The following is a 13,012-nucleotide window of genomic DNA, read 5'->3' on the forward strand; positions in this document are numbered from 1 at the left end:
GGCTCGGCGTCGGCTCGGTGGGCGGTTGGCTGGGCGTCGGCTCGGCGGGCGCGGGCTCGGCGGGCGGCTCGCTGGGCGTCGGCTCGGCGGGCGCGGGCTGGCTCGGCGCCTGCGGCGCTGGGGCCGTCGGTGAGGCAGGCGTGGGAGCTGTCGGCGGGGCGGGCGTGCCCGTGACGGGCTGTGTCACCGGGGCCACCGTGGATGCGTCACCCGCACCAGTCGGCGGCTTGGGCCCGATACCCATGGCGAGTGCCACGATGTCATCGCCGCGGGGGGCGACGAATGGCGGTGCTGTGTCGAGGCCCAGCACGAGCCGGGCCGCCACCATGACGGGGGCGCCCGCCCCTGCCGACGCGGGCCGGGCGATGATCTGGCTCACCTGCTCGCGGTCCAGTCCGAGCGTGCCCAGGGTGAGAGCTGCCAGCCGCGGCGGTAGCGGCGTCGCCCCGCCCATCGCAGTCGGGCCGGGCCCGCGGTCGGCCTGCTGCAGGAGGTCTGTGTACTCCCCGATCCGCTTGGGATCGGTACCCCACAGGACGTATCGGCCGTGGACGCGCATGTTCGGGTACAGCTCTCGCGACCCGTCCTGACGCGCCCACGTCTTCGCATAGGCGGCGTCGTAGAAGATGCGCAGACCGATGCGTTCGGAGCCGTACGAGAAGGTAAAGATCGTCGAGTCCGGACCGGTGGCGGCCTTGGTCGACATCACCATGCCGTCAGCGTCGGTGCACTCCGCTTCGAGGGTGCTTATCGGGTTGCACACGATCTGGCTGGACCCTGCGAAGAACTCGAACTTCTGGTCGTCGAACGGGGCGGTGACCGCGTCGGATCCGGCCGCGTCCATCGTCGAGTCCGGCGCGCTGGCCTTGGTTTGAGCGGGCGCAGGGTCGGCTGTGGTGTACCGGCCCAGCGCCCAGCTCGCGGCCAGGGCAGGCAGAAGCGCCGCGACGAGCACGGCCTGGCGCCGCCGCTCGCGGCGCGGTTGCTCCTTGTCGATCTCGTCCGCTGGATCCGCCGGCGGCCGCTCAACGCTCGGCGGGGCGGGATCAGTGAGCCCGAACAACTCGTCCCAGTCGGGGAACTCCGGGCACTCCTTACGGACCAACTCCTCGGCGGCCTCGTGGGGGATGCTCGGGATGAGGGTGCGTACCTGCCGCACTGCGCTGCTGAATGTCTGCGGCCGCAGGATCAAGGTGCGCACCCCGTTGACGTTCACCAGCCCGGCGTCGGTGGGGTACTTCGGCTTGACGACGATCTGCAGCTTCTCGGGGTGCGGTTTGCTCAACTCTGGTGGTCCTTCGATGACTGCTCAAGTATCTCGGCCGCCATCTCGAGGGCCTGCTCGATGCGTTCGGGGGTCAGCTCCTCCAGGTCGGAGAGTACGAGCTGGCCGCCGCCGGGGAGGTCGATCTCCTGGCGGTGAAGGTCGGTGTCGTCGAGGCCGTCGCCGGTGCCGGCGTCGTCGCGGGTCTCCAACGGGTTCAAGGTCCGTTGGAAGGCCGCCATCATCGCGTCGTGGGTCTGCTCGATCCGGGCTGGATTGCGGGTGTGGCCGGGGGCCAGGGCGCCCGCGGCCGCCAGGGCGCGGCGGGTGTCCGAGTCGTGTGGGGCCGGGCCGCCGTCGAGAGCACGCTCGAGGCGCTCGGCTCCCTTGTCAGCGCGTCGCAACATGAGGCGCCCTCTCCTGTGTCGTCTGCACCCGAACACCGACAACATTCCCTCTGCCCACTGCGATCGTCAGTAGCTCCTCCACCATGTCAGCAGAGGAGTCTCCCTGGGGGAGTATCTGGGCGAGCCGGCGCAAGGACCGTACCGTCAGGGTGCGGACCGCGGCGTTCGTCTTGCCCATGATCTGAGCAGTATCCGTTGGGCTGAGCCCGTCGAAGAAGCGAAGCCGCAGGCAGGTGCGCTGATCCGGCTTGAGCTTGTTCATGTGGGTGGCGATGGCTTCGGCGAGCTGCCGGCGCTCGGCCTGGTCCTGGACGCTGAGGCCCGGCCGCGGCCGGTCGAGCGCCAAGTGGTCGGCGTGGAGGACCTCGGTGGGGCGCCGCTGGACGGCGCGGAGGTGGTCGACGACGGTGTTGCGCGTGATGGTCATGAGCCAGCCCATGAGGTTCGTCCCGGGCCGGTAGCGCCCCACGTTCTGCGCCACTTTGATCCAGACCTCTTGGGCAAGGTCCTCGGCGGTGTGAGGGTCCCGTACGTACTGGCGGACCCAGCCGAAGACGGTGCCGTTGAGACGCGCGTAGAAGGCGCTCATGGCGGCCGCGGCGTCGTTGCCGCCTGCTGCTGCGATGGCGATGAGCTGGTCAACAGTCTCTGTGCGGTCGGTCACGGCGTGGAGTCCCCCCATGTGCCGGTGATCGCGCCTGACGTGCGTCAGGACGTACCAGTAATCCGGCGGGATTTCAGGAGGATCGTCTTCCGCAATGGCGCAGGTGAAGCATAACCGGCCACGTTTTACCCGTCACTGACTGGTTGTCGGTTGTTCAAGTCTCATGGCTGTACTGTAATCTCGCCGTCCTGCAGACGCGTCCGGGAGAGCACCCGGGCGGGCGTCTAGTCCCGAAGAGAAGGAGCGCCCCCGCGATGAGCACGCTCGCGTCACGGCCAGTCGACATCGCCGAGTTCTGGATGAAGATCCCGTACGGCTCGTGGATCCCGATGCAGGAAGCCGCTCAGCGCTTGCGCGAGGTAGGGCTGTCGGGGGAGGTCCTGACCGCGGCGGTGCGCAAGGGCCGGCGCCGCAGCGTCTTGCGGACGAAGGCCAGGCCCGAGGGAACCTACGTGATGCGGGTCCGCGAGGTGCAGCCCACTCCGGCTCACGCTTCCTGATCTTTTTGATAACGGGCCAGGGCGCCCCTCCCTCCTTGCCAGCCGCGCCGCCAGGCGCCGGGCTTGCGCGCGCGAAAAGCACCTAGGAGGAGGGGGCGCCCTGGCCCGTTATCAGGGATCCCAGCCGAGGGCAGGTGGGCGCCGGCGGGCCGCCCGCCCCTGCCTGTGCTGGGGCGGGCAGGGGCGTTCCCTGCCGCTGTCACCACGCCGGTTGCGGCGCGCGCGCATGCTGGGGACACCGGTCCCCCTCGGCTTCCACCGGGCGGCCGCACAGCCCTTCGTCCCCGTCGCACTCGTAGTGCCGCTTGACCACGACGTTCGCGGTGTACTGCCGAGGTGTCGGGGTCTCCGTCTCCCAGTGGTCGGCGCTGCCGTCTCCCCAGGCCCGCCGCTGGCCGGGCACAGGCGTGACGAGCAGCTCCTTCAACCGGCCCGCGATCACGGCACCCACCGTCTTCTTCAAGGGCTGGGGCAGCGGCCGGGCCAGCCAGGGCCACAGTGTCTCGACCTGCCACCCCAGGCGGAACAGCTCGTCGACGACCAGGCCCTGATCGGCCAGCACCTTGCCCGCCAACATCAGCTCCGGGCGCTCCTGTCCCAGTGCCTGCAGGAGCCGCACTCCCTCGGTGAGCTGAATCTCTTCCTGGGCGGGCTTGGTGCCGTCCGTCCTTCCCTCCGTGGGCGGGGCGTCCGTGGAACCTACGGAGGGACGGACGGTTCTCTGAGGGTTCTCTGGTGGATCACTGACGGTTAGTGGCTCAACTTGACCCCTCCCTGGGCTCAAGTTGGATACCTCCCCGGGCTCAGGTTGACCCGGGGTCGGGCTCATCTTGAGCCCAGGGCCGGGCTCATCTTGAGCCATCACCTGGTCAGAGGGGGTGCCTGGGTTGTCCACAGGGTCGGGCTCATCTTGAGCCATCACTTGGTCAGGAGCCTTCCCGGAGCCGCGGGGGGCCTTCCTCTTCTTGGTCGGCCGCGGAGCGGCAGCGTCGAAGGTGAGCCGTTCGATGACGTTGTCGTCGTACTCCTTGTCCGGCCGCTTCATGGAGGCCAGCAGTTCGAGGTTCACGCGCGTGAGGTTGGTGATGGGCTCACCCGTTTTCGGGTCGACGCGGCGCATCGAGGCGATCAGCTTCTTTTCGACCAGCTTCCTCTTGACGCGCTTGACCGTCGCCGGGGACGTCCCGCAGTCGTCGGCGAGGCGCTGCTGACCGGGCCAGCAGTACCCGTGATCGTCGGTCCTGTTGCAGTACGCGATCAGGAGCAGCTTCTCGGGTCCGTCCAGCCCTTCCGCCTCAAGCACCATGGAGATGTGCTTGATGGTCACGCCGGGCCCCCTTGGGTGCCTTCGTCTTCCTGGACGTCGACGGTCACGCGGTACGCGCTGGGCGCGGCCGCACCTGTAGTGGTGCTGCGGACGGTGCGCTCGACCAGGTGGAGGTCCCTCAGTCGGCGCAGCGTGCGCACGACGGTCGACGGGCTGATGTTCGCCGCCGAGGCGAGTCGGCCGACGGCCGGGAAGGCGATGCCGTCGGGGCCGGCGTCGCGGGCGAGTAGGACGAGGACAAGGCGCTCGGTGGGGCTGATGTCGGCCGGAGCGTCGAGAGCGAGGCCGAGGTGGGGAAGACTCATGTTGGACTCTCTCTGTTCAGACAGAGAGGCAGGAACTGCGCATCTCGAATACCACAGGCGGGGCGCGAATCGAGTGGTCCGCGCCGAACTGCCTGTATGCTCGGTGCAAAGCAGTGCCTACCCCCTTTGGCGAGGAACCGGGTAGGAAGTCGGGGCATCGACCGGGCCAGGTTGGTGCCCCTTCTGCATGTCTGCCGCTACTTTCGTGTTGGCGATCACACCTTACACCTCTGTCTTCCCAACGGTAGGATGGCTGTCATGACGACACCCCGAACGCCCGCGAGGAAGAAGGTCAGCATCACGCTGCCCCACGACCTCGAGGACCGGGCTCAGCACGCGGCCGGCAACAACTTCTCCGCCTATGTCGAGCAGGCCCTGGAGGAGAAGCTGATCAACGACGCGATGCTCGAGTACGCGCGGCTGCGGGCCCTGGACCCGGCTGACGACCTGTATGAGGCCGCAGAGGCGGACGCCGCGTGATCGAAATCCAGCGGGGTTCGGTGTGGCGCATCCCCACTGTGGGCCGCGAGCGCACTGTCCTGGTCATTGAGAACAACGCCGTGATCAGGCTGCACCCGGGCGGCATCCTGTGCGCTCTAATTCAGGAAGCCGAGGACGCGCGGGACACGCTCGTCACCGTCCCGATCAAAAGCCCGGTGATCGGTGTCGTCATGGCACCCGACATCTCGGGTTTCCGCCCGGAGCGCTTCGAGCAGGGCAAGCTCGAGGGCTACATCACCAGCGAGGACATGGAGCGCGTCAGCCGCGCCGTCCGGGCCGTCCTGGACCTGTAGTCGCCACACTCGGATTCCGCCCCCGCCGGCCAGCCCGGACGGGGGCGGCTTCATCTTCGGACCGCCACGGCCGCCCAGGTCACCCTGCCGCCGGCGTCGCCGTCGTGTTGACCTACTTCCTGCGCGGTGCCGTGCACCAGGTACAGGCCCGGCTCAACCTCCGGTGTGGGCAAGGAGCAGGACATGTCGCCCACGGACACGGTGACATGGAAGCCGTCGAATACGACCTTGCCGACCAGATCGGCACTGGCTCTGTGCCGGGTGGTGATGTCGACCAGCTCTGTGAGGACGGCGTGGACGTCGGCACACGCTTGCGCGGCGTCGGGCACCCCCTTGAGGAGGTTCGGCAGCGACATGGCCACCACGCTGTTGGCCGCATCCATCGCCTGGACGGGGCTGTACTCGGGGCCGATCGTGAAGCCGATGCTGCTCTCCTCGGTCAGCAGCTCCTCCGGTATCGCCAGGCGTCCGTTCGACGTCGCGACGATGGGGTTGTGGGGGGTTGCATCGGAGACCGTCATTCATCCCTCCGTCCGTCAGGCTCGAATACTAGTTCGACTCACTACGGCGTGCGCTGTGCGTGACGGACGGTCACACGACTGACACCGTTCTGTCGCCACTGTTGCTGTTTGGTGGCGACGCAGGGGGAAAGGGGCTCCTCTACTCTCGGTGCTACCGGCGGGTAAGCGGTTTCCTGAAACCGCCGGACCAGTCGCTTTCTGGTACCCCACTCTGCCTCTGTGTATCCGTATGAGTCAACTGAGATGGAAGTAAACCCCTGATACGATCCACCCCAGTTCAAAGGTTCCGACCAGAAAATGATCTTGAAATGAGGGAGGTGTGACATGACGGGAGCTGAATCCGCTGGACCTGATGAGCCGACCGACGCGGAGGAGGACACATTTGCGGCCAGACTCGACCGCCTCTTTAAGACCGTTCACCCGGCTGACAGAGGCCCGTGGACCAACTCGGAAGTCGCCAGAAAGATCGGCGTGTCGCCGACCTACATCGGCAACCTTCGCACCGGCAAGAGCGACAACCCGACTCTTATCCAGATGAAGCGGCTTGCTGAGGTCTTCGGCGTGGAGGCGACGTACTTCCTCGACGACGGGGAGGGCGCGAAGGACGTCGCTCTGCTGGGGGCACTCAAGGAGACCGGTGCGCGCCAGGTGGCGCTTCGCACCATCGCGTCCCTGACGGACGATGCGGTCGAATCGATCGTCCCCGTCCTCCAGCAACTCAAGGCGGCGCAGGGGAGTCGGCGGATGCCGTCGCGCCGTCCTGAAAAGCCCGGCCCGGATTCGTCTACGCCGTTATGACCACCGTCAGACCCGGCACAACAGGCGGGCGACCACCGCTTGGCCGGGCGACGAACACCACGGGGGACCTGTGCTTATTACGAGATGGAAGTGGCCAACCGGCCACGCAGGCGGTGACGGCATGAACGACGAGGAGCTGCGGCGGTACTGCGCCGGGATAGTCGAGGAGTTGGACATCCCGGAGGGGGCCGACGTCAACGCGCTGTGCGACCACTTGGAGCAGCGTTGGGGCCGTCCCATCTCGCTCATCGAGGTGCCCTTGCCCACCGGCGTGGGAAAGCCCTGCGGGCTGTGGGTGGCGACCGACGATGCCTATTACATCTGCTACCAGAAGTACACGGTCCGGGCTCACCAGGAGCACATCGTCCGCCATGAGATCGCACACGGCCTGTGCGGGCACGCGGCGACCGAGGTGATGCCGGACGAGATGCTGCGTCTCCTCATGCCCACCCTCTCCCCCGGACTCGTGCGGAGCGTGCTGGGACGCACGACGTACACCGTCATGGAGGAGAGGGCGGCCGAGCTGATCGCATCGCTGTTGCCGTTGAAGGCCGGCACCATGCGCCGGGCGTCGCCCCACGGGCCGGGGATGGGGAACCTCGTCTCCCACCTCGGACGTTCGCTCGAACGCTCCGGGCCTGCGTAACACTGGCTGAATGCTTCTCTTCAACCTCGTCTACGGCGTCCTGGCGGTGATCTCCTGGAGCGCGTTCTTCTACAAGCTGCGTGACCTGGCCCGTGACCCGGGCAACCGCGAACTCCGCTTGCTGTGCCTGGCGATAGCCACGTTCGCCACACCGTTCGTCATCGCCTCGCCGTGGATGTACGTCCGCATCGACCGCGCGCTCGGTGTCACGAACATCGCCACGCTGTTCATCTACACGTCTGTGGCCATCTGCCTTACGTCCTTCCTCGCCCTGCTCGTGAGCTGGTCGTCCGCGAAGGACCGCATCCGGTTGTGGCACCGGATCCTGGTCACCTACGCCGTCATCACCGTGGCCTCCATGGTCACCCTGTTCTGGCTCGGCGACGTGAGCGACGGCGAGCGCGTCATCGACTTCGACGTCCACTACGCCGACACGCCGTTCATCAGGGAGTTCCTGCTGATCTACACGGTGCTGTTCGTCGTCGGCATGGTCGGCCTGGCCTTCATGTGCTGGCGCTACGCCAAGGCCGTCGACCGGCCGTGGCTGCGCCGAGGACTCCGAACCGTTGCCGTCGGGGCCGTGTTCGGCCTGGGCTACAGCGTGCCCAAGGCCACCTCCCTGATCTGGGACATGCTCGGCACCTCCCCGCTGGACTTCGTCAACATCCACGTCGCGCCGATGTTCGCGAGCGTTGCCGCCTGGCTGTTCGCGGCCGGCTTCACCATGCCCGCCTGGGGCGTCGGCCTGCACAACGCCCGCGAACGCCTCCGCGAGTACCGCGCCTACCGGCGGCTCCATCCCCTGTGGAAGGCCCTCACCCACGCCCTCCCCGAAGTGGTGCTGCTCCCCCACATCCACCCGGACAACCCGCGGCGAGCCCTCCGCGAGGACGACCTGCCGTTCATGGTCAGCCGCCTGGTCTTCGAGATCCGAGACGCCCAACTGGCCCTCTGGCCCTACACCAACCCCGCCGTGGCCCAGAGCGCACGGGAGCTGTGCAAGACCCGGCAGGTGCCCGCAAAGAAGGTCGAAGCCCTCGTCGAAGCCACCCAGATCAAGGCCGCCCTGCGCGCCATGGAGGCCGGGGACGACTCCCACCACGCCGAGGCCGTCCCCCACGACCCCGCCGACGGCGACATGGACGCCGAACGGGACTGGCTGATCCGCGTAGCCGACGCCTTCCGGCGACGCTGGCTGACCCGCGTAGCCGACGCCTTCCAGGGACGCTCCGACCTCACCGAGGACGCCATCGCCCGCGCCCAGGCCGGCAACTCCCAGGACTCTGGAGCCCTTCGAGGATGAGCACCACCCCCACGCCCAACCTCTTCGGCGACACGCTCATGAGCGACCCCCACGGGGCCTACGCCCAGCTCCGGGAAACCGGCCCCGTCCACCGAACGACCACGCCCGACGGGGCCCCCGTGTGGCTGGTCACCCGCTACGAGGACGTACGCGCGGCCCTGGCGGATCCGCGGCTCTCCCTGAACAAGGCCAACGCCCACACCACCGGCCGCTACCAGTCGTCCATGCCGCCCGAGCTGGACGCCCACCTGCTGAACATGGACCCGCCCGACCACACGAGGCTGCGCCGCCTGGTCTCCAAGGCCTTCACCGCCCGCCGCATCGAGGGACTGCGGCAACGGGTCCAGGCCCGCACCGAGGAGCTGCTGGACGCCTTCACCCGCCCGCCCGTCGACCTCATGGCAGCGTTGGCCAACCCGCTGCCGATGGCCGTCATCTGCGAACTCCTCGGCGTCCCCCAGAATGCCCGCCACGACTTCCGCGCCTGGACGAACACGCTCCTCGCGCCGGCCCCGGACGCGGCCGCCGAGTCCAGGACCGCGATGCGCGAGATGCACCGCTTCCTCGTCGGCACCATCACAGCCAAGCGCAGCCACCCGACCGACGACCTCTTGTCGGCGATGATCGAGGCCCGCGACGAGCACGACAGCCTCACCGAGCCCGAGCTCCTGGCGATGGCGTTCCTGATCCTGTTCGCGGGCTACGACAACGCGGTGAACCTCATCGGGAACGCGGTCCTGGCGCTGCTGCTCCACCCTCACCACCTGGACGCCGTCCTCGACGGCCGTACGCCCGTACGCGACGTCGAGGAGGCTATGCGCTGGAACACGCCCTTCACCCTGGGAGTACGCCGCTTCGCGCTCGAGGACCTCACCATCGGCGACGTCACGATTCCCGCCGGCGGACGCGTCTGGGTGTCGCTGCTCTCGGCCAACCGCGACGGCACGCACTTCGAGGCACCCGACAGCTTCGACCCCAGCCGCACCCCCGCACACCTCGGCTTCGGCCACGGCATCCACTACTGCCTCGGCGCCCCCCTCGCACGGCTGGAGGCCGAGACGGCGATCACCAGCCTCCTCGATCGCCTGCCCACCCTCCGGCTGAGCGTGCCCGCCGACGAGCTGAGGTGGGTCCCCTCGTTCCACAAGCGCGCCCTGCAGGAGCTGCCGGTCACCTGGTGAACGGAGCCGGTCAAGATCTTCTTGCCCAATTGTGCAAGCGGCCGGGGCCCCGTACGAGTGACGCGCGGGGCCCTACCACGCGTGGTTCCCGCACCGATACGGGCTCGCTGCCCGATTCGAGACGCCGGTCTGACTATCGTCCCTCCCATGACAGAAACCACCACGGCGCCCACGATCGGCGCCCAAGGGGCCAGCGGGGAGCAGCCTCCCCAGGAGACCGAGCAGGAGCGGCAGGAACGCATCCGCGCGTTCCTGGAAGAGCACAGCCCCGACGAGCGGGCGCGCGTATACGCGTTCTGCAACCAGAAGGGCGGCGTCGGCAAGACCACAACCACCATCCAACTGGCCGGCTCCCTCGCCGAATACGGCCGCCGCGTCCTGGTCCTCGACGGCGACCCGCAGCGCAACGCGACCACCGGCTTCAAGGTCCGCCCGCCCGGCCCCAACGAACTGACGCAGGCAAAGGTCGTCCTCGACGTCCTCGACCCCCTGCCTCTCATTCGTGAGACCAAGGTGCCGGGCATCTACGTCCTCCCGGCCAGCATCGACATGGCCGGCCTGTCGACCGCCCTGCGCGACACGGGCGCCGGCCTGCGCCTCTACCGGATCATGATCGACAAGCTGCGGCCCTTCTTCGACGACATCCTGGTCGACCAGCGTCCTGCGCTGGACATGGACACCGACTCGCAACTGGTCGGGTGCGATGGCGCCATCATCATGACGGACGTCGATGAGTGGTCCATGGAAGGCCTCAAGATGCAGCTTGCACAGCAGAAGCGGGCCATGAAGCGCGCCGAGCGCGACGACTTCGACGTCCTAGGCCTGGTCATCGGCCGCGTCCAGAAGCCGATGGGGCACTTCGACGCCGCGGTCTACAAGATGCTGCAGAACCACCCCACGGTGCGCTGCCTCGGCGAGGTCCCCGTGCGGTCGGCCGACATCAAGGAAGGCCGTAACCAGGGCCTGCCCGTCTGCCAGTTCCGGCCGCGCACAGACACTGCTGACTTCTTCCGCACCATCGCGGCCAACGCAGGGCTGGTGAAGGCGGCGTGACCGAGAAGGCATTTGACCTCGGCTGGGGCGCTGAGGAGGAGCCCGACACGGCTGCGGACACCCTCACGGCTGTCGACAGCACCCGCGACGCCCAGCGCCAGCAGACCCAGGCCTCACTCATCGCCGACCACGTCGCGGCCGCCGTCGAGGAAGTCCGGCCCGGCTTGGACAAGATCCCCGACCCGGTCGAGCCCGCCGGGGAGGGCGAGCTGACCGCCGAGGAGCTGGAGCGCCTGGAGCTTTGCAACCAGGGCATCGCGCTCCACAAGACCGCGTGGTTCATGGCGGGCAAATCCCTGGACACCGTGGCCACCGGCAGGCTGTTCCGCCAGACGCCCCACAAGCTCGAACCCGATCGCTTCTACAACACGATCGAGGAGTGGGCCGAGGTCGAGAAGGGCATCAGCGTCTCCAAGTGCAACCAGTGGCGCGCGGCCTGGCCGATCGGCGAAGTCCTCATGGCCCGCGACTACGACACCAACCCGGGCCAGGTCCGCGAACTCGTCCCTGTGAGGAACGCGTACGGCCTGAACGCCGCGGTGGCCGTGTACGTCCTGGTCGCTGACACCTGGGGGAAGGACAAGGTCACCGCCAAGCGCCTGGAGGAGACCCGCAAGCTCATGCCGGGCGACCTCCAGCTCGAGGACGACGAGGACCCCGAGGTCCTCGCCAAGACGATCAAGGGCGTGCTCCTCGGAGAGCTGCCGGCGTCGGCTCCCTCGATCCCGCCCGCGGTGACACAGGCCGTCGATCGGAGGGCTGTCGACCTGGCCAACGTCTTCAACCGAGGGCGTATCCCGCGGTCGGAGGTGCAGCTCCACCTCCTGCAGGCGTTCGCCGACGAGAAGGACCCGACAGTCTTCAACGCCGTCCTCGAGCGCATGAAGGCAGAGGAGAGGGCCGCCAAGAAGCGGAAGTAGTCCACCGCACTGCGAATGCACTGAGCCCCGGCCATGAGAGGTGGCCGGGGCTCAGTGGGTGGTTCTGCGATGCACCTTACGGCAGTTCGGGCATGCCGTCATAGGCGGACAGGGCGGCCGCGACCGGCTGCGCCAGGCCGGCGCCGTCAGGGCTGCGCGATGGCCTCGCGGATCGTCTGCACGTCCGCGGCCGGGACGTCGAACGTGCGGCTCGGGTATCCGTTCGGCACCCGGGCCTCTCCCGCGGGGAACGCGAAGATCAGCTCGTCCGGCTGGTCAGGGGCGTAGCCCACCTCGTTGAACCACGGGTCGATCTCGGGGTGCGGGCCGTTCATGAAGCGCAGCTCTCGCCCCTGGTCCGCGAGGTCGGACAGCTCCACGCCGGGCACCGCGGCGCCGGCGCGGGCGCTCACGAGGACGACCTGCCCCATCAGCCCCTCGGCCTTCGCGAGCGCCTGGGACTCGGCGCGCGCCTCGGCCTTCTCCTGCTCCATCACCTTGTGCGCCTCCATGTCGGAGGGTTCCAGCTCGACGGACACGTCTCCGGGACGATCCGGCTCCGGAAGCCAGTCCACCGAGGTCACGGTGAACTTCCCCTCCTTCCACCACAGCGTCTCTCCCTGCCGCGGCACGGCGGGCAGCTCCACGGTCCAGTCCATGTGGGGGAAGTGCAGCATCATCGTGATCATCGTCGGTCCTTCCAGAAGGTGTCAGTGGTGGTACTGGGTGGCGTGCGCGCCGGGGGCGTCGGCCGTGGCGTCGTAGCAGTCGACGTCACACGCGGGGGTGCTGTCATTCCGAGGTGATGGGGGTCATGGTGCCGGGCGGTACTGACACCGCCCGGCCGGATCCGCGAACTGGGGCTCAGAACAGGCCGAACTGCCCGGCGTCCTCGAGGGCCTGCCGCTCCTCGGCGGCGCGCTGCTGTGCCTCGCCCTGCCGCAAGGCGGCCTTGAGCGGTGCCTGACGCGCCGCCTGGTCCACCGCGCGGGCCTGCAGCTCCGCGGACGTCGCCCACCGCACCATCACCTCGTGGTCGGCAACACCGGGCCCCTCGGCGATGACCGTGCACTTGATGTGCCGCTGCTCCAGGCGGCCGCTGAGTTCCGCCAGGGTCCGGAGCCAGTTCGGTCCGTACGCGCCGACGACGACGACGAGCGTCCCGCCCGTGTCCCTCTGCTGCCGCAGGGAAAACCCGTCGGCGTCCTGTCCGTCGGGGCCTGCCTTCTCCTCCTGCTCGGTGAGCCGGAGGTCGACGAGCCCCCCGTCGACGAGGTGACGGCGAATCGTGTGGGAGCGGGTGACACGGGGCATGGGGGCGTTCCTTCG

The 13,012-nt window shown here is 68.4% G+C and carries 16 protein-coding genes and 1 pseudogene; 9 read left to right on the top strand and 8 right to left on the bottom strand.

Annotated elements, in window-relative coordinates:
- The 3 genes and pseudogenes from C1J00_RS25675 to C1J00_RS25685 all read right to left on the bottom strand — a co-directional run.
- A pseudogene (locus C1J00_RS25675) lies at positions 1 to 1,285 on the bottom strand (hypothetical protein); the annotation flags it as partial.
- Positions 1,282 to 1,671, bottom strand: coding sequence for a hypothetical protein (locus C1J00_RS25680; RefSeq protein WP_102911415.1), 390 nt, complete (start codon positions 1,669 to 1,671; stop codon positions 1,282 to 1,284). The pseudogene C1J00_RS25675 and the gene C1J00_RS25680, both read right to left, overlap by 4 nt.
- Positions 1,655 to 2,335 carry an RNA polymerase sigma factor gene (locus C1J00_RS25685; protein ID WP_180989694.1) on the bottom strand — a complete coding sequence of 227 codons (681 nt, stop codon included), beginning with the start codon at positions 2,333 to 2,335 and terminating at the stop codon, positions 1,655 to 1,657. Before C1J00_RS25685 ends, C1J00_RS25680 begins: the two co-directional genes overlap by 17 nt.
- Positions 2,336 to 2,589: 254 nt before the next feature.
- Between C1J00_RS25685 and C1J00_RS25690 the strand changes: the two genes are divergently transcribed.
- Positions 2,590 to 2,835 (top strand): hypothetical protein, encoded by a 246-nt coding sequence (locus C1J00_RS25690; RefSeq protein WP_102911417.1) that lies wholly within the window; start codon positions 2,590 to 2,592, stop codon positions 2,833 to 2,835.
- 199 nt (positions 2,836 to 3,034) lie between these two features.
- Here C1J00_RS25690 and C1J00_RS25695 read toward each other — a convergent pair whose 3' ends face one another.
- Together C1J00_RS25695 and C1J00_RS25700 are read right to left on the bottom strand one after the other, a co-directional pair.
- Positions 3,035 to 4,162, bottom strand: coding sequence for a helix-turn-helix domain-containing protein (locus tag C1J00_RS25695; protein WP_245936502.1), 1,128 nt, complete (start codon positions 4,160 to 4,162; stop codon positions 3,035 to 3,037).
- Positions 4,159 to 4,467: a helix-turn-helix domain-containing protein gene (locus tag C1J00_RS25700; protein ID WP_102911418.1), complete on the bottom strand. Its 309-nt coding sequence runs from the start codon at positions 4,465 to 4,467 to the stop codon at positions 4,159 to 4,161. The genes C1J00_RS25695 and C1J00_RS25700 overlap by 4 nt, the downstream gene beginning before the upstream one ends.
- 258 nt (positions 4,468 to 4,725) lie before the next feature.
- Between C1J00_RS25700 and C1J00_RS25705 the strand changes: the two genes are divergently transcribed.
- Positions 4,726 to 4,947, top strand: coding sequence for a hypothetical protein (locus C1J00_RS25705; protein ID WP_102911419.1), 222 nt, complete (start codon positions 4,726 to 4,728; stop codon positions 4,945 to 4,947).
- Positions 4,944 to 5,261 (top strand): type II toxin-antitoxin system PemK/MazF family toxin, encoded by a 318-nt coding sequence (locus tag C1J00_RS25710; RefSeq protein WP_102911420.1) that lies wholly within the window; start codon positions 4,944 to 4,946, stop codon positions 5,259 to 5,261. Before C1J00_RS25705 ends, C1J00_RS25710 begins: the two co-directional genes overlap by 4 nt.
- Positions 5,262 to 5,311: 50 nt before the next feature.
- On the opposite strand, the gene C1J00_RS25715 is transcribed toward C1J00_RS25710, so the two are convergent.
- Complete coding sequence (locus C1J00_RS25715; protein ID WP_102911421.1) at positions 5,312 to 5,782, bottom strand: hypothetical protein; 471 nt, start codon at positions 5,780 to 5,782, stop codon at positions 5,312 to 5,314.
- Between the two features lie 324 nt (positions 5,783 to 6,106).
- Here C1J00_RS25715 and C1J00_RS25720 point away from each other — a divergent pair, with 324 nt between their 5' ends.
- From C1J00_RS25720 to C1J00_RS25745, 6 genes are all read left to right on the top strand, one after another.
- Positions 6,107 to 6,580, top strand: a complete 474-nt coding sequence (locus C1J00_RS25720) for a helix-turn-helix transcriptional regulator (protein ID WP_102911422.1) — start codon at positions 6,107 to 6,109, stop codon at positions 6,578 to 6,580.
- 121 nt (positions 6,581 to 6,701) lie between these two features.
- The gene (locus C1J00_RS25725; RefSeq protein ID WP_102911423.1) at positions 6,702 to 7,226 is read left to right on the top strand and encodes a toxin; all 525 of its coding nucleotides are present in this window, start codon (positions 6,702 to 6,704) and stop codon (positions 7,224 to 7,226) included.
- Between the two features lie 10 nt (positions 7,227 to 7,236).
- Positions 7,237 to 8,529 carry an MAB_1171c family putative transporter gene (locus C1J00_RS25730; RefSeq protein ID WP_102911424.1) on the top strand — a complete coding sequence of 431 codons (1,293 nt, stop codon included), beginning with the start codon at positions 7,237 to 7,239 and terminating at the stop codon, positions 8,527 to 8,529.
- On the top strand, positions 8,526 to 9,710 hold the full coding sequence (locus tag C1J00_RS25735; RefSeq protein WP_102911425.1) for a cytochrome P450 family protein: 1,185 nt from the start codon (positions 8,526 to 8,528) through the stop codon (positions 9,708 to 9,710). Before C1J00_RS25730 ends, C1J00_RS25735 begins: the two co-directional genes overlap by 4 nt.
- A 147-nt stretch (positions 9,711 to 9,857) precedes the next feature.
- On the top strand, positions 9,858 to 10,763 hold the full coding sequence (locus C1J00_RS25740) for a ParA family protein (protein WP_102911426.1): 906 nt from the start codon (positions 9,858 to 9,860) through the stop codon (positions 10,761 to 10,763).
- Positions 10,760 to 11,683, top strand: coding sequence for a hypothetical protein (locus tag C1J00_RS25745; protein WP_102911427.1), 924 nt, complete (start codon positions 10,760 to 10,762; stop codon positions 11,681 to 11,683). The genes C1J00_RS25740 and C1J00_RS25745 overlap by 4 nt, the downstream gene beginning before the upstream one ends.
- A 146-nt stretch (positions 11,684 to 11,829) precedes the next feature.
- Here C1J00_RS25745 and C1J00_RS45465 read toward each other — a convergent pair whose 3' ends face one another.
- Both C1J00_RS45465 and C1J00_RS25755 read right to left on the bottom strand, forming a co-directional pair.
- Entirely contained in the window at positions 11,830 to 12,372 is a 543-nt protein-coding gene (locus tag C1J00_RS45465; protein WP_180989695.1) for a hypothetical protein, read from the bottom strand.
- A 175-nt stretch (positions 12,373 to 12,547) separates the two neighbouring features.
- The coding region (locus C1J00_RS25755) for a hypothetical protein (RefSeq protein ID WP_245936503.1) at positions 12,548 to 13,012 on the bottom strand (465 nt) is incomplete at its 5' end.

It is taken from the genome of Streptomyces cahuitamycinicus, assembly GCF_002891435.1.
GTDB lineage: Bacteria > Actinomycetota > Actinomycetes > Streptomycetales > Streptomycetaceae > Streptomyces > Streptomyces cahuitamycinicus.

What these genes read in the sequence shown, in the direction of transcription:
- C1J00_RS25680 (WP_102911415.1), bottom strand. Translation starts at nt 1,671, where the DNA reads ATGTTGCGACGCGCTGACAAGGGAGCCGAGCGCCTCGAGCGTGCTCTC.
- C1J00_RS25690 (WP_102911417.1), top strand. Translation starts at nt 2,590, where the DNA reads ATGAGCACGCTCGCGTCACGGCCAGTCGACATCGCCGAGTTCTGGATG.
- C1J00_RS25700 (WP_102911418.1), bottom strand. Translation starts at nt 4,467, where the DNA reads ATGAGTCTTCCCCACCTCGGCCTCGCTCTCGACGCTCCGGCCGACATC.
- C1J00_RS25705 (WP_102911419.1), top strand. Translation starts at nt 4,726, where the DNA reads ATGACGACACCCCGAACGCCCGCGAGGAAGAAGGTCAGCATCACGCTG.
- C1J00_RS25715 (WP_102911421.1), bottom strand. Translation starts at nt 5,782, where the DNA reads ATGACGGTCTCCGATGCAACCCCCCACAACCCCATCGTCGCGACGTCG.
- C1J00_RS25720 (WP_102911422.1), top strand. Translation starts at nt 6,107, where the DNA reads ATGACGGGAGCTGAATCCGCTGGACCTGATGAGCCGACCGACGCGGAG.
- C1J00_RS25725 (WP_102911423.1), top strand. Translation starts at nt 6,702, where the DNA reads ATGAACGACGAGGAGCTGCGGCGGTACTGCGCCGGGATAGTCGAGGAG.
- C1J00_RS25730 (WP_102911424.1), top strand. Translation starts at nt 7,237, where the DNA reads ATGCTTCTCTTCAACCTCGTCTACGGCGTCCTGGCGGTGATCTCCTGG.
- C1J00_RS25735 (WP_102911425.1), top strand. Translation starts at nt 8,526, where the DNA reads ATGAGCACCACCCCCACGCCCAACCTCTTCGGCGACACGCTCATGAGC.
- C1J00_RS25740 (WP_102911426.1), top strand. Translation starts at nt 9,858, where the DNA reads ATGACAGAAACCACCACGGCGCCCACGATCGGCGCCCAAGGGGCCAGC.
- C1J00_RS45465 (WP_180989695.1), bottom strand. Translation starts at nt 12,372, where the DNA reads ATGATCACGATGATGCTGCACTTCCCCCACATGGACTGGACCGTGGAG.